Consider the following 24,364-nt stretch of genomic DNA (forward strand, 5'->3'; position numbering starts at 1 on the left):
GCGGACTGCACAGGTTCATTGTGCTGTCCGAATCGCCACATGGCTCCGGCCTCAATCTGTCGTAAACAGGAAGACATAGAAAACTTTTTCCGCCGTCCCCCGAGGGCTTTCTTATCCCTCCAACATCTCAATCCATCAAACTTACTGCGGCCCCAGATACTGATCCCCGCTGAACCCAAGAATCAGGATAAAGATCGGATTCAAAAAGATCAGGCCCAGTGTAAACCCAACACCGTGACCAAATGCCAGGGACAGCTTATGCATGCCAATGATGTTGACGATGTATCCGGCTAATGCGATAACGCCTCCGATGATGGAAACAGCGCCATCCATGTTGGTCATGAATGTTCCAACGATCGTAGCGGCCAACCCAACCCAGAACATGGTAGTGTTCCAGGTGATCTTGTACTGTGTGTAGCCGTTATAAAACGGGATCAGGGACTTCCAGCCGGCTTCGCCTGCTTTGGTAAAGATCCTCCATAAGGCAATTGCCTGGATTACATACCACCCGAGCACACAGACGAGAACAAGGCCCATGGACGCTAAAAGGATTCCTACTGCTGCTGATTCACTCATAATGTTGTACCTCTTTCCTTAAGTATAAAAATTTTATAAACTTTATAAAAAATACATTTTCATTATAAGGTAAGGAAGGGGGTACGTCAACCCGATTTTGTGATACATTTATACACATTTTCCATTATAATCAGATAAAATTGAAATTTGTCGTTTTTGTAAGAATTCAGAACCAATTTCTTACGTCTTCTTACGGATTCCTGACTTCCCTTGACCCTGGAACCGTTCCATGGTGTAGAGTGATGTCATCGGAGGGAAAACCGATAAACACGCAGATTGCGAAAGGAGATAAAGGACATGAAAAAGCAGACAAAGAGATGGTTGATCCCCTGTGCTGCGGCAGCATTTACGATAGGAGCATCGATGATGTCGTTCGCAGCTACCGGATGGCAGCAGGAGGACGGCGAGTGGCGCTACTATGACAGGAGCGGAAGTCCGGTTGAAAATGAATGGAAGAAATCAGGAAACTCCTGGTTCTGGCTGGATGAGAATGGTTATATGGCCACAAGCCAGTTGATCGAGGATGAGGACAATTACTACTATGTAGATGAAAACGGCATCCAGGTAAAGAATCAGTGGAGAGAGCTGGAGAATGAAGATCCGGGAGAGGATGACATGGATACGGCATGGTATTACTTCGGACCGAATGCAAAGGCATACAAAGCTCCTGATTCCGGCAAGACTACATTTAAGACGATCGTGAAGGCCAACGGGGCCAGCAAAAAGTTTGCATTTGATTCAGAAGGACGGATGCTTTACGGATGGGTCAATGACCAGTCCGAGCGGGTGACCGGAGAGGACGCATGGCAGAACGCAGAGTACTACTTAGGCGGATACGGCGACGGCGAAATGCGTGTGAACCAGTGGGAGAAGCTGGATGTAGAGGATGACGAGCAGGAGGACGATGACTTTGACGGCTGGTACTGGTTCTACTTCAGAAGCAACGGTAAGAAGACCGTGGACGGGACCAAGACCATCAACGGCAAGAAATACCGCTTTGAAGAGCACGGCAACGCAGTGTTCAACTGGTTTGCAACTGCAAGTAACGCCACTGCCACACCTGGCGATATGTTCTACAGCCAGCCTCAGGACAGCTGGTTATCCACTGGCTGGTTCAAGACGGTACCGGGTGAGGATGTAGATCCGGAGGGCTATGCAGATGGTGATGAGCGCTGGTTCTATGCTACCAAGGACGGCGAGATCGTTAAGAGCGAGATCAAGAAGATCAACGGTTACTACTATGGATTTGATGAATACGGCAAGATGCTGGAGGGCCTCTACAAACTGAGCGTCAACGACAGGAATATCACCTCCTACGAGGAGATTGAGACCGAAGACGACCTGCCTGAGGCAGATGAAGGCTGGGATGTATATTACTTCGGCGGCAGTGCAAAGGACGGCGCCATGAAGACCGGCACCGCTACCATCGACATCGACGGCGAGAAGTACACCTACAACTTCCGCAAATCCGGTGATGACCGCGGTAAGGGCTACAACGGGATCAACGACGGCGTTATCTATGAGAAGGGGAAACGGATTGAGGCTGACAAGGATGAGAAGCTGAAAGTAGTGACCCTGGACAGTGATGATGAGGACGAGAGCGGAGACTTCCTGGTAAATACCTCCGGTAAGATCCAGAAGAGCAAGAAGAACGTCAAAGACGGCGACGACCGCTACTACTGCACAGACAGCAAGGGCAGAGTTACCTATCAGGGTACCGAGAAGTGGACCGCTGATATGGATAAAGAATAATCTTAACATCACACAACTTTAAATAGAAATGCATTCTCTCACAATAGAAGGCCGGATGCCAGGTGATCTCACCAGGGCATCCGGCCTTCTGAATATAAAAATGGATTAAAAAACGGGAAGATACAGCTGAAGATAGTAAAACTGCTTTCCTCTCTCCAGCCCCTGCATGGCAAAGGTGCAGTAAAGCTGGTGGGAGATCATCAGTCCCTGGTCTTCTGCCCAGGAGATCATACTGCGGATATTTTCATCTGGCGGAACCCGGGTGGGGGATACGCAGAATGAGGAGACGCACAGGGAAGGCTGAGTGAGCGTTGGGGTGTTGGCCGGAATGTCATAATCCACGTATTCCGCCAGCTCCTGTTTGAGTACCAGCTGTGAGTTCTTATAATCTATGGTAATGGATTCCCCGGTCTGCTGCCAGGCATACTCGTCATAGACATACATCATGTCCAGGCCGGGATAGTTCCGGGCGTACTCAAACCACAGTTCAATCCCGTCCTTGAAACCGGCGTGGGGAACGATGATATAAGCGGCAGGGATGTTGCCCAGCATCACTTCATTTAAATGATTGCGGATATTTTCGCAGTCGTTCTGGGTTAAGTGCAGCCGGGCAATGGTCTGCTGGTGGCGGCGGATCTCCTGCTGTTCCTCCGCCAGCCGGTTCTCCAGCAGTCCGGCCAGATGGTCGATGCCGGTGTCACTGGTCCACAGGGTCGTGATATCGTCCAGCCCCAGATCCATCTTCCTCTGATAGAGGATGCTAAGAAGCCTCGCAATCTCAATATCTGTATAGTAACGGTAGCCGTTGTCCCCCTTTTCTGAGGAGAGGATCCCGCGTTTTTCATAATAGCGCAGCGTGTCCCTGCTGAGTCCCATCAGGTTTGCCACGTCTCCGATCAAATATTTCGTCTTTTCCATAAAATTTCCACCTCCATTACAAGGTATAACAGGATGGAACCTGAAAATCAATGAATGTAATAAAACTGTAATAATGTGTAAGAGTCTTTAAGATTTGTTAAATAATACCGGCTGTGATATAATAAGGTCATGATCGGAAGAGGTGGGAGTATGAAAACGATAGAGAAAAAGGGGCTGATCCGGACGGGAGGCAGCCGGGAATATGAGCCGGGTGATATCCTGATCACAGGCATGGGGATGGAGGAATTCAAACAGACAGAGCACGATCTGCCTCACCGGATCCAGCTGTTGCAGGATATGGAGCGTCTCCAGTACTGCAAGGCGGAGCTTTATCCGGGATGTATCATGGGGACCATGGCGATCCCGGTAAAGGCAGATCTTTCCGGGAAAAAGAAGGAGCTTGGGTACTATATGGACGGGCAGCATTTTTTGCTGGTGGGGGAGGATACTGACCAGATCCTGGATCGGATGGAGGCCCACACCCTCCGGGATGGTGGAACCCCGGTAGACGTGCTGGCTGATTTTTTAAACCTGCTGATCGAGGATGAGGTGCCATTTCTCCAGCATATGGAAGAAAAACTGAGCCAGATTGAGGAAGGGCTGCTGAATCACATTCCGAAGAACTTTTACCAGATCGTCATCCGGTACCGCAGGCAGCTTTTGGTACTTCATACCTATTATGAACAGCTCATTAATATGTCGGATATGATCGAGAATAACCATGGCGGCCTTCTGGATGACCGGGAATGCCAGCGTTTCACCTCCTTCGAGGCCCGTGCGGAGCGTCTGCACAACCACGTGGAGATGCTGCGGGAGTATGTGCTCCAGATCCGGGAGATGTACCAGACCCAGATCGATGTGAGCCAGAACCATGCCATGAACCTCCTTACTGTAGTTACCAGCCTGTTCTTACCTTTGAGTATCCTGGTGGGCTGGTATGGCATGAACTTTATCAATATGCCGGAGCTGCGGTGGGCGTACGGTTATCCGGTCATGATCGGCCTGTCTGTGGGGATATTGATTCTGGAGATCTGTTTTTTCAAGAAGAAAGGGCTTCTGTAGGGATTGGTGAAGAAGGGGCGTGGAGGAGGATTATGGAATATACATTTACAGAAAAACTGTTTCAGGAGAGGCACATGCACCAGGGAGCTGGATGGATACTGCTGAAAAAGTAAAAAATGTGTGGTGTAAATTGCTTTGGACGAATAAAACAAACCTTGCCCGGCTGTTGAGAGATTCTCCCAATTGAGAAAATCTCACCACCGGGCTTTCTTGACATTTATAGTTAGCACGTGCTAACATATAAGTGCATTACAGAAAATGCATGAAAGCTTATGGATGGTCCACCGGCAAAACTGGATCAAATATAAGCCGCCGGAACATAAGCTGGCAGAACATAAGCAGCGATGATTCCGGGGATACTGAAAGTATCCTTTAAGTGTAGAAAATGTGATGGAGACAGGAGGGAACCGTGATGTCGGCGGAAGCGATGCTCTCATTTTTACAGAATTGTACTCCGGAGGCAAGGCTGGGATTTAAAGTAGTGACCCAGTGCGCGCCGGTGTTAAAAGGCGTGAAGATATCGAATCTGATCACTGTAAAGCCGGGCGGTTGGCAGCAGATCCGGATGTTTTTAAGGAAAAGTCGGATCATCTGCATCCCGCTCTACGCAGATCAGGACAGGGAAGTGCTGTTTTTGTACCGGTATGAGCAGCTGGAGGCTCATTTAAAGCGGCCTGAGGTACGCAGGTTTCTGCGGCGGTTCGGATATGGATCTTTTGAGATCGCAGCAGTGTTAAAACAGCTTAAACGGCGGTATCAGCAGTATGCCGGTATGGGGAGAGAGTTTCCTCATGAGCTGGGAGTCCTTTTAGAATATCCGGTCGGAGATGTGGAAGGTTTTATTGCCAACCGGGGAGAGAACAGCCTGGCGGCCCGGTACTGGAAGGTCTATGAGAACCCGCAGGAGGCGGAACGCATCTTCCGCCTGTATGATGAGGCCAGGGAACAGGCGCTTGAGGAGATCATTCAAGGATACCCGTTGTATCAGGTAGCGGTTTCCTGATATAAAGATGTTATAATAATAAGGAGGCAGGAAAGATGAAAGACGTATATGTAGTATATTGGAGCAGTACAGGTAATACAGAGGCGATGGCGAACGCAGTGGGCGAAGGGATCAACGAAGCAGGCGGTAAGGCCCATGTGGTGGAGGTATCCGCCGCGGATGCGTCCGTACTGAAGGATGCGGACTGCTTTGCGCTGGGAGCGTCCGCCGCTGGCGCGGAGGAACTGGATTCGGATATGGATGATTTCGTGACTCAGGTGGAGGCTTTTGCTGCAGGAAAGACCATAGGGCTATTCGGCTCCTATGACTGGGGCGACGGCGAGTGGATGCGCCAGTGGACAGAGCGGATGACGACAGCAGGCGCGTCTGTGGTGAATGGAGAGGGTGTTACTGCGAACCTGGCGCCGGAGGAGGATGCTTTGGAGGCATGCAGGGCGCTGGGGGCGGCTCTGGCAAAATAGCTTTCAGGCAGAAGAAAATCAGGCGTAATGAAGTGCAATGAAAAGAGAAAGCCGATTTCCTGAATTTTGGGAAAGACTTTCTCTTTTTGCATGTTATATGATAATATGAATCAATGAGGCGGACTGAAATGTGAGAAAGAAAGCATGAAACGCAAAGTTTGGGAAAGTACTTATTATATATGGAAATATATGTAGAAAAAAAGAGCGATTGCGTGAAACCTGCGCAAAGTCCGCATAAAGTTACCATAAAGGTTACGCGGTCTTTCCTTTGCCTCCTTTCCTTTGCTGGAGAATTGTGGTATACTGTTTCAATGCGTTTATAGAAAGTGAGATTCACCGCAGAATGAAAAAGATCAAACAGTTTTATGTTTTAATAGCAGCCGTGTTGATCATGCCGGTCCTCTTGACTGCCTGTGCCGCGCCAAATGCCGGCGTAAAGCAGGAGGAGCCTGGCGGGCGGCTGAACGTCGTGACGACCTTGTTTCCCTACTATGATTTTGCGCGTCAGGTCGCAGGTGATGATATTGATCTGACTCTGGTGGTCCCGGCCGGGATGGACAGTCATTCCTTTGAGCCGACCCCGGCGGATATGCGCACTATCCAAAATGCAGACATCCTGATCTGCAACGGCGGAGCCATGGAACACTGGCTGGATGAGGTGCTGGACTCCATTGATACCTCCGGCATGACGGTGGTGACCATGATGGATCACATCAACGCCGTGGAGGAAGAACATGTGGAAGGCATGGAGGACGCCGACCATGACCACGATACGGGGCGTGACCACGATGTGGACCAGGAGGTGGACCCGGGACATGAGACCTACATTGACTACGACGGCCATCAGGTGGAGATCGAGTATGATGAACACATCTGGACGTCCCCGGTCAATGCGATGAAGCTGACGGAGGTTATCCGGGACACCTTAGAACAGGCGGACCCGGACCATGCAGATGGATATGAGTCTAATGCCGCCGCTTATTTAGAGCTTTTATCCCAGATTGACGCCGGGTTCCGGGAGGTTTCCGGCGCCCGTGTCCGCAATATGATCGTGGTGGGGGATAAGTTCCCGTTCCGCTATCTGGCAGACGAGTACCGGCTGGATTACCGGGCGGCTTTTTCCGGATGCAGCACCGATACGGAGCCGAGCGCGAAGACCATCGCCTATCTGATCGACAAAGTACGGGATGAGAAGATCCCTGTGATATATTATCTGGAGCTGAGCAGCCGCCGTGTGGCGGAGATCATCTCGGAGGAGACGGGGGCAGAGCCTCTGCTTCTTCATTCCTGCCATAATGTGACCCGCGCCCAGTTTGAGGCCGGCATCACCTATGTGGAGCTGATGAGGCAGAATATTGAGAATTTGAGAAAAGGACTGGACGAATGAAACCGTTTATAACCTGTGAACACGTAGATTTTGGATATGAGAACCACGACGCGGTCATCGATTTAAACCTGGAATTATATCCGGGGGATTATCTGTGCGTGGTGGGCGAGAACGGCTCCGGCAAGAGCACTCTGATCAAGGGCCTTCTGGGACTTTTAAAGCCCACTGCCGGGACGCTTGTGGTGGCAGAGGAGTTAAAACGCGGAGGCATTGGATATCTGCCCCAGCAGACTGCGGCCCAGAAGGATTTTCCGGCTACCGTGCAGGAAGTGGTGCTGTCCGGCACCTTAAGCCGCCGGGGCAACCGGCCTTTTTACTCGGAGGCGGAAAGGAAGCTGGCCCTCGGCAATATGGAGCGTCTGGGGATCACTGGCCTGAAGAAAAAGTGTTACCGGGAGCTTTCCGGCGGGCAGCAGCAGAGAGTGCTGATCGCACGCGCGCTGTGTGCCACGGAACAGCTGCTGATCTTAGATGAGCCGATCACCGGTCTGGATCCCTCGGCGATCCAGGATTTTTACCATCTGATCCGGAAGCTGAACAGGGAGGATCAGATCACGATCATCATGGTCTCCCATGACATCCGCAACGTCATCACCCAGGCCGGTAAGATTCTGCATATGCAGCAGAGGATCTTGTATAACGGCACGGCAGAGGGATACCGGAACAGTGCAGCGGGAAAAGAATTTCTGGGAGGTGACGAGCCGTGGATATGATCCGGGAAATGTTATCCTACCCGTTTGTGGTGCGCGCGCTGCTGGGCGGCATTATGGTGTCCCTCTGCGCGGCGCTTTTAGGCGTCAGCCTGGTGCTGAAACGTTACTCAATGATCGGAGACGGGCTGTCCCATGTGTCCTTCGGCGCCCTGTCGGTGGCTGTGGCGGTAGGCTGGTCGCCGCTTAAGGTGTCGATCCCCGTGGTGATCCTCGCCGCGTTTTTCCTCCTGAGGATCACGGAGCACGGTAAGGTAAAGAGCGACGCGGCGATCGCCATGATATCTGCCAGCGCCCTGGCTGCCGGTATTATCGTGACCTCTCTGACCACCGGCATGACCACGGATGTGAGCAGCTACATGTTTGGGAGCATCCTTGCCATGAGCAGGGAGGATGTGATCTTAAGCGCCGGCCTGTCACTGGTGGTGCTCTGCCTGTTTGTATTTTGTTACAACAAATTGTTTGCCGTGACCTTTGATGAGAATTTTGCCAAGGCCACCGGCGTGAGGGTGGAGCTTTACAATATATTGATCGCGGTACTGACGGCGGTGACCATCGTTCTGGGGATGCGGATGATGGGGGCCATGCTGATCTCCAGCCTGATCATCTTCCCGGCGTTGACCTCCATGCGGATATTCAAAAGCTTCCGCGGGGTGGTGCTCTGCTCCGGGGTGCTGGCGGTAGTGTGTTTCTGTATCGGAATCATTTTATCCTATGGTTTGTCCACACCGGCGGGAGCCAGCGTGGTTATGGTAAACCTGGCGGCGTTTCTTTTATTCACCGCAGCTGCCGCGCTTTTAAGAGGGCGGGGCAGGAGCCAGGGATTATAACTGTATAACGGAGGAAAGGTAAAAAGGGATATGGGAAATCTATTTGTTAAAAAGCTGTATCAGATGCGCAGTCATCTGACCCAGACCCAGTTCATTGCATACGGATTCATAGGAGTGATCCTTACGGGGACGCTGCTTTTGATGCTTCCGGTTTCCAGTAAGAGCGGCACCGTCAGCCCGTTTCTGAACTGCCTGTTTACGGCAACCAGTGCATCCTGTGTGACGGGGCTGATCGTGTATGATACCTGGACCCACTGGTCGGTATTTGGGCAGCTTGTGATCATCACCCTGATCCAGATCGGCGGACTGGGGTTCATCACCATCGGCGTGTTTCTGTCCATGGTCCTTCGGCGCAAGATCGGTCTGAAGGAACGCGGCCTGATGCAGGAGAGCGTGAATACCCTGCAGATCGGCGGCATGGTCAGGCTGGCAAAAAAGATCATCATCGGAACAGTATTGTTTGAGGGGACCGGGGCGCTGATCCTGGCGCTTCGGTTTATCCCTGAGCATGGCATTATCAAAGGTACTTACTATGGGATATTCCATGCCATATCCGCATTCTGCAACGCGGGCTTCGATCTGATGGGGTGGCAGGGGGAATACAGCTCCCTGGTGAATTTTTATGACGACTGGGTGGTGAATCTGGTCATCATGTCCCTGATCGTCATCGGAGGCATCGGCTTTGTGGTCTGGGATGATGTGAGCCGGAAGGGGCTGAAGGTACACAAATATATGCTGCACACGAAGATCGTTCTTCTGACTACATTCGTTCTGGTATTTGGCAGCGCCTGGCTGTTTTACCGGTTTGAACAGAACAATCTCCTTGTGGGAATGAACACCAGCGGAAAGATCCTGACATCCCTGTTCAGCTCGGTCACGGCCAGGACGGCGGGGTTCAATACGACGGACACTGCGTCCCTGACAGATGCCAGCAAGCTTTTGACGGTGATCCTGATGTTTATCGGAGGAAGCCCCGGTTCTACAGCAGGCGGCGTCAAGACGACTACCATCATTGTCATGTACTTATACCTGTGGTCCACCATCCAGCGTACTTATGGAGCCAATGCTTTTGGCAGACGGCTGGAGGATGACGCTATCAAGCGCGCCAGCACGATCTTTATCATCAACCTGACCCTTGCGCTTGCGGCCTCGGTATATATTATGGCGTCGCAGCAGCTTCCCATGTCGGATGTGTTGTTTGAGACGTTTTCGGCCATCGGCACAGTGGGGATGACCACGGGGATCACCCGGGCGCTTTCTCCCATGTCGCGGCTGACGATCATTTTTCTGATGTATTGCGGACGGGTAGGCAGTTTGTCCTTTGCCCTGTCCTTTACCCAGCATAAGCGGGTGGCTCACGTGCAGCAGCCGGTAGAGCGGATAACGATTGGTTAAGGAGGATATGGATATGAAGTCGATTTTGATTATTGGAATGGGGCGTTTCGGACGCCATCTCTGCATGAATCTGTCCACTCTGGGCAACCAGGTAATGATCGTGGACGAGAAGGAGGAGAATCTGGAAGAGCTGCTTCCCTATGTGGTCAGCGCGAAGATTGGCGACTGTACCAATGAAGCGGTGTTGAGGAGCCTGGGTATCTCCAACTTTGATCTGTGTTTCGTGTGCATCGGCACCAATTTCCAGAGCAGTCTGGAGATCACCAGCCTGGTCAAGGAATTGGGCGGCCGCCATGTGGTCAGCAAGGCTAACCGGGATATCCATGCCAAATTCCTGCTGCGCAACGGCGCCGATGAGGTGATCTACCCGGACCGCGATATCGCTGAAAAGCTGGCGGTGCGTTATAGTGCGAACCATGTATTTGATTATATCGAGCTGACGGATGAATATTCCATTTACGAGATCCCGCCGCTGCCGGGCTGGGTGGATAAGAGTATCAAGGATCTGGATATCCGCAATAAGTACCATATCAGTATCCTGGGGACCAAAGAGAACGGCAAAGCCAAGCTGATGCCCGGCGCTGATTACATGATCCGCCACGACGAGCACCTGATGGTGATCGGCAAGAAGACGGATGTGGATAAGATCTTAAAGGAGCTGCCGTAACGGCGGCTCCTTACAGCCTGCGGTTCTTATATTCCTTTGGGCTTATCCCCGTATACTTTTTAAATATGGCGGAGAAATACGCAGGGTCGTGAAAACCAACCTGTTCAGCTACTTCATAATTTAAGCTTTCTGTGTCGGAGAGCAGTTCTTTTGCTTTTTCGATCCGGGCAAGGTTGATGTATTCAGTCAGCGCCTGCCCGGTTTCTTTTTTGAAGGTGCGGCTGAGATAGGACGGATTGATGGGGATCTCTCCGGCTATCTGGTCTAAGGACAGGCTGGAGGCGAGATTGCTGTCAATATAGGACATGGTCTGTCTCACGATCCTGCTGAAGCCTTCTTCTTTCACCAGAGCATTTCTCAAATGATCCAGGAATTCTGTGATGATTACCTCCAACTCAAAAATATCCGTAGAGCTTTCAATCTTTTGGATGACAAAATCGCTGTTGCCGGTTTTTCCCTTTTTCACAAGCGCACGGAGCCCAATATAATAGATCATGGTGCAGATGTTTTTTACATCTGCTGATTTGGCGAACCTGCTTTTCATGCGGATGAACATGGAATTGACCACGGAGAAAGCGGCTGTAAAGTCGCGGCCTATGATGGCGGTCTCCAGTTCGTTTAAGGAGAGGGCTTCCTCTGCCGTGAGCGCGTCGCCGGATCTTACGGGCAGGTTGCCGCGGTAATATGCGATGGAACCGGTGGAATAGAAATTCTGTGTCAGGGCGTTGATGGATTCTGAGACAGCGGCGGAATACCCGGCTCCCGTACTGTGAAGGGCGCTGATACCGACGGAGACTTCCATACCGTACATGGAGCGTGCCGTCTCCTGGATCTCACGGCATCTGGCGCGGAGTGGGTGGCTGTCCTGGGATGATACGATGCCACAGGGCGGAACATTGCCGGTGTGCGGTCCATTGGCTCCAGGGGGAGTATTGTCGTTTGTTGTTTCCTCTCTGTAAATACTCAGGACCAGGTTGTTATACCGGCAGCAGCCTGCCCATGGATGCGACCCAACAAGCTCTTTCAGCACTGGGATGTCCCCTCCGGGCGGGAGCAGCTGGAAGGCCGCTACGCGGAAGCAGTCCAAACGGATCCCGTATTCCCGGATACGTTCCAAAAGCTCTGCATTGTCCGGATGGTCGGTCAGCTCCTGCAAAAGCTGGTCCTTTAAAAAGGCCAGATCCGACTGTTCCATGTGCCTCTGCTGTCTGGCGGTTATGATCTTTTTCTGGGCATTTTGTACGGCGGCGATGACCTGTTCCTTGGAGATGGGCTTTAACAGGAAATCGCTGACATTGTACTGGATGGCGGTCTGGGCATAGGTAAAGTCGGCGTAGCCCGTCAGGATGATGACCTTGATACCGGGATAGTGTTCGCTTATATATCTGGCCAGATAAAGCCCGTCCGCTTCCGGCATACGGATATCGGTGATCACAATGTCAATGGGATGGTCCTTCAGCTTCTCGATGGCCTCCAGACCGTCGCTGGCGGTGTCGTCGATGGTACAGTTGATGGCCTCCCAGTTGATAAAACGGGAGATCCCTTTGCGTATGGGGGCTTCGTCGTCAACGATCATCAGATGAAATATCATGTTTCCTCCTTTATATCCCGGTTTAGCGGAACATGGAATGAAATGGTAGTGCAGACCAGGGGAACGCTTGTGATGGTGAGGCAGGCGCTGTCCCCGAATAAAAGCCGAAGCCGGCGGTCTAAGTTGCGCAGTCCGATGTGGGTGTGGCTGTCCTCGGCGGACGGCTGGATGGCCTGGATATCAGGGATGGAAGGAAACCCGATCCCGTTGTCTAAAACGTTGATCTCCAGCTGGCTCTCCTGGAGAATCACGTTGACAGCCAGCTTCCCTGCGCCTTTTTTCGGCTCCAGGCCGTGGACAAATGCGTTTTCCACCAGAGGCTGGATACAGAACCGGGGGATCACGTAGCCGTAAAGGTCGGGGCTTACCTGGATCTCCACAGAGATCTTATCCTCGAACCGCATCTTCTGGAGGTAGGTGTAGAGCCGTACATATTGAAGCTCCTCGCCCAGGGTGGTGTAGTTGGACTGCTTTGCCACCACATTGGTCTTTAAAAGCTCACCCAGGGAAATGACCATCTGGTAGATCTCCTCATCGCCTGTCATCTGGGCCTTCCATGCGATGGTATTTAAAGTGTTGAACAGAAAATGCGGGTCCATCTGAGCCTGCAGGGATCGGATCTCCGAATTCTTGAGCAGCAGCTGTTTTTCCATGTTGTCCTTGTAGTAGGTATTTAACTGCTCCAGCATATGGTTGAAGGCTTCGGCCAGGGCGTTGAACTCGGAATACATTTCCACGGGCGGCATGGGGGTTTCCCGGCTGCCCTTTGCGATCATGTTGATATGGCTGATCATGTGGCGGATGGGGGTGGAGATGGCGCCGCTGATGCTTAGGGAGGTCAGTATGGCAGCGCCTGCGCAGGCTAAGAGCACCAGCCAGTATATGCGGAGGGTCTGGTTTAGCTGTTCCACCATCTGGTTTTTGGGGGCGATGACCATGGAGGTGATGTCCGTATTGGCGACCCGGGTGGATGCCGCCAGATAATCCTGGCCTCCCGCAGAGACCTCCTCCGGGAACTGGCTGCTGCCGCCCTGGCCTGCCTGGGCGGACAGTTCCGCTTCATATGGCTCCATAAGCGGCTTTGTGACCATGGACATCTCACTGTTGTACAGGCAGACCGCCCACTGGTCGTCCATGTTGGAATTGAAGTAGCTGCTCCAGGCGTCCTTGTCAACGCCAAACACAATGGCGGCAATCGGTTCACCGGTGTAAGTGCTGTAAATATTCCGTATAAAATAGATGGCGTCCTGTCCCATCCCGGCGCTCCGGATGACCAGGCTGCCGTTGTCATTTGGCACCGACTCTGCAGCCTGCCGCATACTGTCCAGTTCTGCGGCCGTGCCCGTTACCGACACATGATAGTAGTGGTCGGGGGAGAGGAAGATACAGGCGGAATTGATCATGCCTTCATGCCACAGGTAGTTGTTGATCAGCAGGTAGCCCATCTGCTTTTCTACCGCCAGCCGTTTGCGGGCGTCGTGGGTGATCGGCTCCACCTGGTCCCGGATCAGCGTGTTGGACATGAACTGGCTGTTGAGGGAATCGATGAGCCGGATCTGTTCCCCGACTTTTTCGTTGACTCTCCCCAGCTGCTGCATGAGCTGTTCAGTCTGGCTTGAGGTCAGAAGCCGGGCTGTCTTATCATAAAAGAAAATACTGCAGAATATCAGGATGCATGTCACGGTGCCCGTAATGGTCAGGGTAATGTAGGCGCGCAAAGAATGGAGCCTTTTTTTCTTTATGGACGGATTATTCATGGTCGGTCCTCTCGGTCTTTTTAAATATCTTGATCACCTCTCATTATGTCACATTTTGACGGCGGATTCAATTCCTGTGGAATTTTGGACATGAGGTTTATAGAAAAAGTAAAAATATTCATAGAAAAGGCATACGAACTTCCAGCGGTGTTAAATACAGGAAAAATCATATCAAAATATTCCAAAAACAGGTAAAATGACTGTATTCAAAATAAAATAGATCCACTTTATAATAAAATCATCTTGAACGAGGAGGAAGAAACAATGAAAAAAAGAGTATGGAGCGTGCTGATGTGCACCGCTGTGGCGGCGTCTTTGCTGGCTGGCTGCGGAGGCGGCAAGAGTGCGGGAGACGGTGCAAATGGAGCCGCGCCGGCAGCGGGAGAGCAGAAATCTGCGGAAGGCAAGGTGGTACTGAATGTGATCAATTATCATGTGGGTACGGACTATGCAGCGGAATATTATGATTATCTGTTCACCGAATTCCAGAAGACGGAGGAAGGGAAAAATATCGAGTTTAAGTTTGAGGAGATCCCGACCACAGATGCTTATAACCAGAAGATCAAGCTGCTGATCTCCAGCGGGGATCTTCCCGATATCGTTTTTAACGGTGGAAACAATATCACGGAGCTGGCGGTAAAAGCCGGAAAAGTACAGGATCTGACCCCGTTTTTTGACGAAGATCCGGAGTGGAAGGCCCTGTTTGATGAGGAGTCCTTAAAATTCAACTCGGTGGACGGGAAGATATACGGAGTGCCTGTATCCAAGGAGATTTCTTATATCTATTATAACAAGGATCTGTTTGCCCAGGCCGGGCTGACCCCGCCGGAAGTAGCATATGAGACCTGGGATGAGTTCTTTGCGGCCTGTGACACCTTTAAGGAGAAGGGCATAACTCCGCTCGGCATGGATACCGCAGACTTGGGCTGGCTGTCCAACTTATGGTACAGCGGCCTCATCGGAACGAACGGGCAGGCAGGCAACGACTTTATGAATACCATGTATCCGACTGATTACAGCACGCCGGAGGTCTTAAAGGCCACAGAGAGCCTCCAGAAGATGCTGGCCCAGTATACCACGGCAGACGCGGTAGGAGGCAAGTACGATACTATGGCGACTCATTTCTTCAACAGCGAGGTTGCCATGATCCCCAACGGCCCCTGGATGATCCCGGATATCCGCAGCACGGAGAAAGCGCCGGAGGGCTTCTATGACAAGGTTGGCATCATGCTGCTGCCGGAGTACGGCATGGAGATGGTACCTACCCCCGGGGATATGGTAGGAGCGAAGGACCCGGAGAAGATCAAAGCGGCGGTTGCGTTCTTAAAGTTCGAGACCACAAAAGCCAACCAGCTGAAAGGCCTTGAGATGGCAGGGCTTCAGCCGGTATCCACGGATATCGAGATCCCGGCATCCCTCACAGAGGCTGACCCGCTGATGGCGGAGGTGCTGGACATCCAGTCCAAAGCCAAATGGACCTATGGGCAGAACCAGGCATACTGGTATCAGAACGTGATCGATACCTTCTCCACCCAGCTTCCGGAGCTGGCATATGAGAATATCTCCGTGGAGGATTTCTGCAAAAAGCTTTCCGAGGCTGCGCAGAAAAATTAAAACGGACTGCGGTATTGCAACGCGACTCTAAAACATTGACACACTGGTACGGCAGGCGGTATTTTCCGCCTGCCATCTATGTGACCGGAAAGGAGATAAAACGTGAGCACAAGAAATAAAAAACTGTGGATCGCCCTGTTTATTATCCCGTGCATGATCCTGTTCTGCATCGTATATGCGGCTCCGATCGTGACCGTTCTCTATACCTCGCTCTGTGAATACAGCGTTTCTGTGAAACCGAAATTCCAGGGCCTGGGGAATTTTATTGCGATCTTTCAAGACGAGGATTTTATAGAATCCATCAAAAATACGCTCCTGTGGGTGGTGTTACAGAGCACGGTCCATGTGACCATCGGATTTGTTATGGCCCTGATCCTGCGGAGAAAGCCTCACGGCTGGAAGGTGGTGCGCACCGCCTATATGATCCCCAATATCATACCGACGGCGGCTACGGGCGTGATGTTCACCCTGCTGTTAAACCCGTCCTTCGGCGTGATCAAGTCCCTCTGGACAGCTATTGGTATGGATGCGTCCCGGATTCCAAACCTGTTTGGTAATTCCCGGTATGCATTCTGGACTGTGACCATGACCTGGATCCTCTATTCTGGTTTCAACACGATCATCTTTTTGTCGGAGATGGGAGCGGTGGATCCGGCTATCTATGAGGCGGCAAGGGTGGATGGTGCAAAGCCGTGGCAGATGGACCGTTTTATCACGATCCCGCTGATGAAAAATATCTTCGGCACCTGCGTGATCCTGGCGTCTGTCGCCATGGTTTCCCAGTTTGATATCATCTACATGACTACCAAGGGCGGCCCCGGTAACTCGACTTTGAACCTGCCGATCTACCTTTACAAGGCGGCCACTCTGGAAAACAACTTCGGCAAGGCCAACGCGGTCGGCGTGGTCCAGATCGTCCTAGGACTGACCCTGGTGCTGCTGATCCAGAGGCTGTTCCGTGAAAAGAAAGAAAAGAAGGAGGCGTGAGCATGAAAATAGATTCCAAAGCAAAAAAGTGCCTGCTTAGCATTCCCCTGTACCTGTACATGATCTTCTTTGTACTCATCGCCATCGGACCGATGGTATGGGCATTTTTAAGCTCCTTTAAGACATATGCCGAGATCAACTCGTCGGCTGTGTCCCTGCCGTCCACATTCAATTTCAACAACTATAAAGACGCGTTCAAATATGCCCCGATCGCAAAATATTTTATGAACAGTGTGATGATCGTTGGGGTCAGCGTACTGGTGACGGTTTCGGCGGTAGCCATGTGCTCCTATGTGGTATCCCGGTTCAACTTTAAGCTGAAGACCGTGATCATCCTGCTGATCTCCGCCTGCCTGATGCTTCCGGCCCAGGCCATATCCCAGCCGCTCTTTACGATTTTCAAGAATCTGGGTATTTTTGATACCAAGCTGGGACTGGTCATCGTGTACTCCGCCATGGGAATTCCCATGTCCTTCTTTGTCATGACCAGCTACTACGCAACGATCTCCACGGCCCTTGAGGAGTCGGCCTACATAGACGGCGCAACCTTTTTACAGACCTTTTTCGGAATTATCCTGCCCCTTGCCAAGCCGGGGCTGGTGACGGTGGCGCTCCTGCAGTTTATCAATACCTGGAATGAGTTTTATTTCGCACTCATGCTCACCAGCGGCGATACGGCGCGAACCGTTCCGATCGCGCTGAATTATTATATGGGGACGTTTGCCAACAACTATTCGGCGCTGTTTGCGGCGGTGGTCATGACCGTGCTGCCTACGATCGTACTGTTCATCATACTTCAGCGTCAGGTGATGGAGAGCCTGACCGAGGGCGCTGTGAAAGGATAAGCTTATGGACTTGAATAAAAAACCAATCTATCCTGTGGAGCCGTGGAACATCAGGGAGACGGAATTCACCACAGAGTACAACTACAGAAACGAAACAACCTTTGCCCTGTCAAACGGCTATATCGGGACCCGGGGGACCCTCGAGGAGGATTACGGATTTGATGTGGATACGGGGTTGGAGGGCAACTTTATCAATGGGTTTTACGAGAGCGAAAAGATCCGGTACGGGGAAGCTAACTTTGGCTCCCCCGAGTACAGCCAGTCCCTTTTAAACCTGCCGGATTTAAAGAAGATCCGGCTGGAGATCTGCGGGGAAGTCTTTGATATGAGGCAGGGATCCATGGAATCCTATTCCCGGACGCTGGATCTGAAGAATGGGGTACTGGAGAGAAGCCTGTTATGGACCTCTCCGCAGGGACGTCAGGTGAAGCTGTGCATCCGGCGGCTGGTATCCTTCCGGTGCAAGAATCTGATGGAGACCAGCTACGAGGTTATCCCGGTCAATTTTTCCGGAACAGTCCGTTTTACTTCGTATCTTCATGCCGACGTGGAAAACCACACAAGGAAGACCAACCCCATCGTGGATTATGGGCCATTTGGAAGGAAGCTGGAGCCGGTCGGGCTTTCCGCTGCCGGGACGGGCATCTATTACGAGGGGATTACCCAGAACAGCAGGCTGACTATGGCCTGCGGGTGTGAACATGCGGTGCTGTATGATGGGAAGCGGGCTGCGGCAGAAGGGTCTGAGGAAGCGGAAGCCGGTCAGGTTCCGGTGTTGAAGGTAAGTAGCCGTGAGGCTCAGCTCGACGCAGACATTACCCTGCAGCTTGATGCGGAGGCCGGTCATTGTGTGACGCTGGAAAAGTATATGGGCTATACATCCTGCCTTGACATGCCGGAGGGAGAGCTTGCCGCCTGCGTGGAACAGGTATTGGCGGAGGCTGCGGCCCTTGGATTTTCGGGGGAGCGGCAGTGCCAGCGGGAATATATGGATTCCTTCTGGGCGTCCGCGGATGTGCAGGTGGATGGGGATGAACAGCTGCTTCAGGGAATCCGCTTCAACCTGTTCCACATCATGCAGGCTGCGGGACGGGACGGAAGGACCGGCATGGGAGCAAAAGGGCTGACCGGAGAGGGGTATGAGGGGCATTATTTCTGGGATACGGAAATGTATATGCTGCCGGTATTCATCTACACGAAGCCGGAGCTGGCAAGAACGCTTTTGGACTACCGCTACAATACCCTGGATCAGGCGAGGGCCAGGGCGAGGATTCTTGGACATGATACGGGGGCCCTCTATCCGTGGCGGACCATCAACGGCGAGGAAGCGTCCACCTATTATCCGCTGGGCACGGCCCAGTATCATATCAACGGGGATATTGCCTATGCGCTTTGCCTGTATCTGGACGTTACCGGGGATGTGGAATATCTAACGGAGAAAGGTGCGGAGATCCTGATCGAGACGGCGCGGGTGTGGGCGGACGTGGGGAGCTTTGCGGAGTGCCGCGGCGGAAAATACTGCATCTGCTCTGTGACGGGACCAGATGAATACAATGTACTTGTGGACAACAATTTTTACACAAACCTGATGGCGAGAGAGAACTTGAGAGCTGCCATAAAGGCAGTGGATTATATGAAAAACCACGCATGCAGAGCGTATGCTGCACTTGCAGAGCGGATTCATTTTGACTGGAATGAGACGCTGTTATGGGCAAAGATCGTGGATAATATGTATTTTCCTTATGATGAGAAACGGGGAGTCTACCCGCTGGATGACGGTTTCATGATGCGCAAGCCTTGGGATGAGAGCAGGATACCTCCCGAGAAGCGGGCGTGGCTCTATGAGAATTACCATCCGCTGTTCATCATGCGCCACAGGATGTCGAAGCAGGCGGACTCCATGCTGGGAATGTATCTGTACAGCAATCTGTTTACGGAGGAGGAGATCCGGAGAAACTATGATTTCTATCAGGAGGTGACTCTGCATCATTCTTCCCTCTCCACCTGTATCTTTGGGATCGTGGCGAGCCAGATCGGATATCACAGGGAAGCGTACGAGTACTTTTCCCAGTCAGCCAGGATGGATCTGGACGACTACCACAACAATGTCTACGCCGGGATCCACGGCGCCAATATGGCGGGGACCTGGCAGGCGATCGTCAACGGGTTTGCAGGGCTTCGGACCAACGCTTCCAGGCTGAGCTTTGCCCCGCATCTGCCTGAGGAGTGGAACGGGTACACGTTTAAGATCACTTACCGTGGCAGTCTTTTGAAGGTGGACATACGGCGTGGAGCGCATGGAGCTGAAGCGGCTTATACGCTGTTAAAGGGACCGGGACTGGAACTGTTTTCCGGAGGCAAAAAAATCGTTTTGGAGAAGGAAGGAGACTGCTGCTGTGAAAAAATATAAGGCAATCTTTTTTGACTGGGACGGCACAGCCGTGCTGTCCCGGAAGGCGCCCACCGGGCAGGTGGCGGAGCAGATGAAACGTCTGTTGGGACAAGGAGTCTGTCTGGCGGTCATCAGCGGGACCACCATAGAGAATATCGGCGGTGGAAGGCTCCATGAGGCATTTACACCTGGAGAGCGGAAGAATCTGTTTTACGGTCTGGGCCGCGGAGCCTACAATTATCACTTTACAGATGCCGGAGAGCCAGAGATCTTCTGCAATATGGTGCCGGACCGTCCGACCATGGTCAGGGTGCACCGGGCCTGCTATGATATCCATGAGCAGTTGTTTTCGGAGTATGGGTTTGAGACCGACATCATATTCAGCCGCCCCAATTACTGTAAGATAGACTTAATGGTAGGCAATGACCGGGGCGAGCACTTGTTTTTCCAGGATGACGAGCTTGGAAGACTGAAGGAGAGTATGAAAAACCACGGGATCAGGTCAGGGCTGACCGGGCTTCTTGAGCTGGCAGTCCAGGCAGGCAAAAAGCAGAACCTTCAGCTGTCTGCCACCACCGATGCAAAATATCTGGAGGCAGGTTTGACGAGTAAGAGCCATAATGTGGATATCATCCTGGATCATTTAAAAGAGACCCGCGGGATTCTTCCAGAAAACTGTGCTTTTTGGGGGGATGAATATGTGGGAATGGATGAGGGGCTTTTTGGCAGCGACAGCTTTATGATGACAGAAAAATCATGTACAGGAGATTTTTATGACGTGTCGGAAGCTTCCGGGAAACGTCCGGACGGCGTGAACGTGCTGGGCGGCGGTGTCGGGACATTTTTAGAGTTTTTGGAGGAACAGGGGGGAAGTTGGAAGAATAAGTGATAGTAATATTGAGATTGTGGCAGAAGGCCAACACCATAGACACATATGTTTGTTAAAGTACATCAAAAATCAGGAGGAAGTCTATAAAAGAGGATTTCCCCTGATTTTTTCTATATATAGCGAACATTACCTGAACACTATCTATGTATCCCTGCTGATACAGATTTGGTTTTGCTGAGATTTATGTTTTTCACGTTTCCGTAACACATACTTTGGTAAAATGAAAAAATATAAATCAGAAGGGAACTGGAAAATATGAAGGTACTGGGAATAAAACAAAGCTGGAGGCAATGGATAGCCGCCATACTGGTTGTGGTGATATCCGTCATGACCCCGTTTCAGACTGTGGCGGAGCATGGAAACAGCTTCCAGGCGGTTAATGATGTTGAGGAAGATGAAATCTTACTGGTCGATGACAGGGCGTTTGGCAATGTCTGGCAGGGCCATACTCCCTCTGATTCAGAGTTGGATGAGGAGGAGGATTGGGGGCATAGTACACCTTCTGATGCTGAATCAGAGGACGATATGGAACTTAGTACGCCCTCCGATTCCGAACTGGGAGAGGACATAGAACTGGAACGAAGTACACCGTCTGATATCAATCTGATGAGTGCAGATAACTTATATTGCGTCAAGTTTTATGTGGATTCAGAACTATGGGATGTGCAGGATGTTGAACGGGGCGGGCGGGCCCAGGAACCAGATCGTCCTTCAAAGGATGGCTATACTTTTGTAGGATGGAGCGCTGATTATACCAATGTAGCCAGGCATTTATCGGCAAGAGCTCAGTTTGTAAAAGGAACTTATGAGACACATAGAGTAACTTTTATTGATTATGACGGAAGCTGGTTAGCGAATGCACAGTATGTCATTAATGGACAGGATGCCTCTCGTCCAAGCAGCCCCAAACGGGATGGATATACATTTGTGGGCTGGGATAACCAGCGATTCTGTATTAAAAAGGATACTGTTATCACAGCACAATACCAGAAAGGGGACCTGAAAACCTATTTTCTTCAATACAAGGGCCGCTGTCCAGATAAAGACGGATCTTATAATCTTTTGAAAGAGGAATGGGTAGTGGAGGGGCAGGATGGTTCCCCACCGGAGTCGGAAGTGATACCTGGCTATACGTTTTGCCGCTGGCCTGATTCTGAATTCTACACGAATGTTCGGAGAGACTATACAATCCACGGTAAATATTATACTGGAGATGTTGAAACCTATAAAGTGGAGTTTGTCGACTACGACGGCCGCATGTTGTACGCCCCTCAGCAGATAGCCTGCGGACAGGATGCCTCTCGTCCAAGCAGCCCCAAACGGGATGGATATACGTTTGTAGGCTGGGATAACCAGCGATTCTGTATTAAAAAGGATACTGTTATCACAGCACAATACCAGAAAGGAGACCTGAAAACCTATTTTCTTCAATACAAGGGCCGTTGTCCAGATAAAGACGGATATTTTAATCTTTTGAAAGAGGAATGGGTAGTGGAGGGACAGGACGGTTCCCCACCGGAGTCGGAAGTGATACCTGGCTATACTTTTTGCGGCTGGCCTGATTCAGAATACTATACAAATGTCCAGGAGGACTATACAATCCGTGGTGAATATTATGCTGGAGATGTTGAAACCTATAAAGTAGAGTTTGTCGACTACGACGGCCGCATGTTGTACGCCCCTCAGCAGATAGCCCGCGGACAGGACGCCTCTCGTCCAAGCAGCCCCAAACGGGATGGATACACGTTTGTGGGCTGGGATAACCAGCGATTCTGTATTAAAAAGGATACTGTTATCACAGCACAATACCAGAAAGGAGACCTGAAAACCTATTTTCTTCAATACAAGGGCCGTTGTCCAGATAAAGACGGATATTTTAATCTTTTGAAAGAGGAATGGGTAGTGGAGGGACAGGACGGTTCCCCGCCTGAGTCGGAAGTAATACCTGGCTATACGTTTTGCCGCTGGCCTGATTCTGAATACTATACAAATGTCCAGGAGGACTATACAATCCGTGGTGAATATTATGCTGGAGATGTTGAAACCTATAAAGTGGAGTTTGTCGACTACGACGGTCGCATGTTGTACGCCCCTCAGCAGATAGCCCGCGGACAGGACGCCTCTCGTCCAAGCAGCCCCAAACGGGATGGATACACGTTTGTGGGCTGGGATAACCAGCGATTCTGTATTAAAAAGGATACTGTTATCACAGCACAATACCAGAAAGGGGACCTGAAAACCTATTTTCTTCAATACAAAGGCCGCTGTCCAGACAAAGACGGATTTTATAATCTTTTGAAAGAGGAATGGGTAGTTGAGGGACAGGACGGTTCCCCACCGGAGTCGGAGTTAATACCTGGCTATACGTTTTGCCGTTGGCCCGATTCTGAATTCTACACGAATGTTCGGAGAAACTATACAATCTTCGGTAAATATTACACTGGAGATGTAGAAACCTATAAAGTGGAGTTTGTCGACTATGATGGGCGCATGCTGTATGCCCCTCAATATATAACAGAAGGAGCTGAACCGGACGTTCCCAAAAATCCAACAAGGGATGGGTATACATTCACCGGATGGGATAAAACATTCTACCAGATAACAGCCCCAATAAAGATTCGGGCAGTGTATATACCGGGGACACATAATACCCATAAGGTTAAGTTTTATGGTAAAATAACAGGGGTGCAATCATGGGTAGTACTAAAAGAAGCACAGGTTCCAACCGGATATGATGCCTCTGCTCCCATTCCTCCAGTATATGCAGGTTATGTATTTACGGGATGGGACAGCAGCTATACAAATATCCAGTCCAACAAATACATTTATGCAAGTTACCAATCAGAAGATTCCGTAACCGGAACAAACAAGCTTAGGATATATAAAACCCTGCTGTCAAAATTAGACTTATCGGACGAGCTTGAAGATGCCCTAATTCAGTTAGGCGAATATCTGGCAAACGCTGATAATGACGGACCGACCTCCAGGTCACTTGTGGTCAGCGGTGAATTAATTGTACTTATTGCTACGCTTATATACTCATGTGGAGTGTATCTGGCCAGGCCTCTGTTCAAAAGTATAGCGAATTGCATCACTACGTGCTTTGGACATGTTGCTGACGCGGTTGTGGATGCGATAGAGGCTGAACTTGAAGTGCTTATAAACGAGGGGGAATCTGAGGCTATAGCCATTGGCTTGGGAGATATTGCAGGACAATATGGTCTTTTTGAATGTAAAGAAGCGGCTGATGCCATGGCTGAGTACTTGAGAAAACAGAAACAGGAATTTAAATTTATTACGATGAAATATCCAGCCTATTCAAGTGGTTATATTATTTCTTTCACTAGAGAAGCACTTTTTGGCATTAATAGTGAAGAGTCTATAATAAGCAAAAATGGCTATCATTATGGTATTGAATATTACGGAATAGTTTATTGTAATGTTCACCCATTGGGTTTGCCAAGAGCGGTATGGGAGGCTGATTTCTGGGGAGATGGGCAGGCCGAAAGAACAATTACACCACCTTAA

Annotated in this window: 19 protein-coding genes; 15 read left to right on the forward strand and 4 right to left on the reverse strand. The window is 50.9% G+C overall.

Annotated elements, in window-relative coordinates; all coding sequences use genetic code 11:
- Positions 1-141: 141 nt before the first annotated feature.
- Entirely contained in the window at positions 142-576 is a 435-nt protein-coding gene (locus tag AB1I67_RS12210; RefSeq protein ID WP_367030150.1) for a DUF5684 domain-containing protein, read from the reverse strand.
- A 297-nt stretch (positions 577-873) separates the two neighbouring features.
- Here AB1I67_RS12210 and AB1I67_RS12215 point away from each other — a divergent pair, with 297 nt between their 5' ends.
- A complete protein-coding gene (locus tag AB1I67_RS12215; RefSeq protein ID WP_367030151.1) occupies positions 874-2,328 on the forward strand; it encodes a cell wall-binding protein in 1,455 nt (484 codons plus the stop codon).
- A gap of 105 nt (positions 2,329-2,433) precedes the next feature.
- Here the strand turns inward: AB1I67_RS12215 and AB1I67_RS12220 are convergent, their stop codons facing one another.
- Positions 2,434-3,246 (reverse strand): MerR family transcriptional regulator, encoded by an 813-nt coding sequence (locus AB1I67_RS12220; protein WP_367030152.1) that lies wholly within the window; start codon positions 3,244-3,246, stop codon positions 2,434-2,436.
- Positions 3,247-3,396: 150 nt separating this feature from the next.
- Here AB1I67_RS12220 and AB1I67_RS12225 point away from each other — a divergent pair, with 150 nt between their 5' ends.
- From AB1I67_RS12225 to AB1I67_RS12260, 8 genes are all read left to right on the forward strand, one after another.
- A complete protein-coding gene (locus AB1I67_RS12225; protein WP_367030153.1) occupies positions 3,397-4,308 on the forward strand; it encodes a CorA family divalent cation transporter in 912 nt (303 codons plus the stop codon).
- A 412-nt stretch (positions 4,309-4,720) separates the two neighbouring features.
- Positions 4,721-5,311 carry a DUF3793 family protein gene (locus AB1I67_RS12230; RefSeq protein WP_367030154.1) on the forward strand — a complete coding sequence of 197 codons (591 nt, stop codon included), beginning with the start codon at positions 4,721-4,723 and terminating at the stop codon, positions 5,309-5,311.
- 35 nt (positions 5,312-5,346) lie between these two features.
- Positions 5,347-5,772, forward strand: coding sequence for a flavodoxin (locus AB1I67_RS12235; protein WP_367030155.1), 426 nt, complete (start codon positions 5,347-5,349; stop codon positions 5,770-5,772).
- 343 nt (positions 5,773-6,115) lie between these two features.
- Complete coding sequence (locus AB1I67_RS12240; protein ID WP_367030156.1) at positions 6,116-7,159, forward strand: metal ABC transporter substrate-binding protein; 1,044 nt, start codon at positions 6,116-6,118, stop codon at positions 7,157-7,159.
- On the forward strand, positions 7,156-7,872 hold the full coding sequence (locus AB1I67_RS12245; protein ID WP_367030157.1) for an ATP-binding cassette domain-containing protein: 717 nt from the start codon (positions 7,156-7,158) through the stop codon (positions 7,870-7,872). Before AB1I67_RS12240 ends, AB1I67_RS12245 begins: the two co-directional genes overlap by 4 nt.
- Positions 7,863-8,699, forward strand: a complete 837-nt coding sequence (locus AB1I67_RS12250; RefSeq protein ID WP_367030158.1) for a metal ABC transporter permease — start codon at positions 7,863-7,865, stop codon at positions 8,697-8,699. The genes AB1I67_RS12245 and AB1I67_RS12250 overlap by 10 nt, the downstream gene beginning before the upstream one ends.
- 30 nt (positions 8,700-8,729) lie before the next feature.
- The gene (locus AB1I67_RS12255; RefSeq protein WP_367030159.1) at positions 8,730-10,094 is read left to right on the forward strand and encodes a potassium transporter TrkG; all 1,365 of its coding nucleotides are present in this window, start codon (positions 8,730-8,732) and stop codon (positions 10,092-10,094) included.
- Positions 10,095-10,107: 13 nt separating this feature from the next.
- A complete protein-coding gene (locus AB1I67_RS12260) occupies positions 10,108-10,761 on the forward strand; it encodes a TrkA family potassium uptake protein (RefSeq protein WP_367030160.1) in 654 nt (217 codons plus the stop codon).
- A 10-nt stretch (positions 10,762-10,771) separates the two neighbouring features.
- Here AB1I67_RS12260 and AB1I67_RS12265 read toward each other — a convergent pair whose 3' ends face one another.
- Both AB1I67_RS12265 and AB1I67_RS12270 read right to left on the reverse strand, forming a co-directional pair.
- Positions 10,772-12,352 carry a response regulator transcription factor gene (locus AB1I67_RS12265; RefSeq protein ID WP_367030161.1) on the reverse strand — a complete coding sequence of 527 codons (1,581 nt, stop codon included), beginning with the start codon at positions 12,350-12,352 and terminating at the stop codon, positions 10,772-10,774.
- Positions 12,349-14,109: a histidine kinase gene (locus AB1I67_RS12270; protein WP_367030162.1), complete on the reverse strand. Its 1,761-nt coding sequence runs from the start codon at positions 14,107-14,109 to the stop codon at positions 12,349-12,351. The genes AB1I67_RS12265 and AB1I67_RS12270 overlap by 4 nt, the downstream gene beginning before the upstream one ends.
- A 264-nt stretch (positions 14,110-14,373) precedes the next feature.
- On the opposite strand from AB1I67_RS12270, the gene AB1I67_RS12275 reads away from it, so the two are divergent.
- The 6 genes from AB1I67_RS12275 (at position 14,374) to AB1I67_RS12300 (ending at position 24,364) form a co-directional block, all read left to right on the forward strand.
- The gene (locus tag AB1I67_RS12275; protein WP_367030163.1) at positions 14,374-15,723 is read left to right on the forward strand and encodes an extracellular solute-binding protein; all 1,350 of its coding nucleotides are present in this window, start codon (positions 14,374-14,376) and stop codon (positions 15,721-15,723) included.
- 102 nt (positions 15,724-15,825) lie between these two features.
- On the forward strand, positions 15,826-16,710 hold the full coding sequence (locus AB1I67_RS12280) for a sugar ABC transporter permease (protein ID WP_367030164.1): 885 nt from the start codon (positions 15,826-15,828) through the stop codon (positions 16,708-16,710).
- A 2-nt stretch (positions 16,711-16,712) separates the two neighbouring features.
- Positions 16,713-17,555 (forward strand): carbohydrate ABC transporter permease, encoded by an 843-nt coding sequence (locus tag AB1I67_RS12285; RefSeq protein ID WP_367030165.1) that lies wholly within the window; start codon positions 16,713-16,715, stop codon positions 17,553-17,555.
- A gap of 4 nt (positions 17,556-17,559) precedes the next feature.
- The gene (locus AB1I67_RS12290) at positions 17,560-19,965 is read left to right on the forward strand and encodes a glycosyl hydrolase family 65 protein (protein WP_367030166.1); all 2,406 of its coding nucleotides are present in this window, start codon (positions 17,560-17,562) and stop codon (positions 19,963-19,965) included.
- Positions 19,952-20,836: an HAD family hydrolase gene (locus AB1I67_RS12295; RefSeq protein ID WP_367030167.1), complete on the forward strand. Its 885-nt coding sequence runs from the start codon at positions 19,952-19,954 to the stop codon at positions 20,834-20,836. The genes AB1I67_RS12290 and AB1I67_RS12295 overlap by 14 nt, the downstream gene beginning before the upstream one ends.
- A gap of 255 nt (positions 20,837-21,091) precedes the next feature.
- Entirely contained in the window at positions 21,092-24,364 is a 3,273-nt protein-coding gene (locus tag AB1I67_RS12300; RefSeq protein ID WP_367030168.1) for an InlB B-repeat-containing protein, read from the forward strand.

The organism is Clostridium sp. AN503, from assembly GCF_040719375.1.
In the GTDB taxonomy this organism is placed as follows: Bacteria; Bacillota; Clostridia; order Lachnospirales; family Lachnospiraceae; genus Brotaphodocola.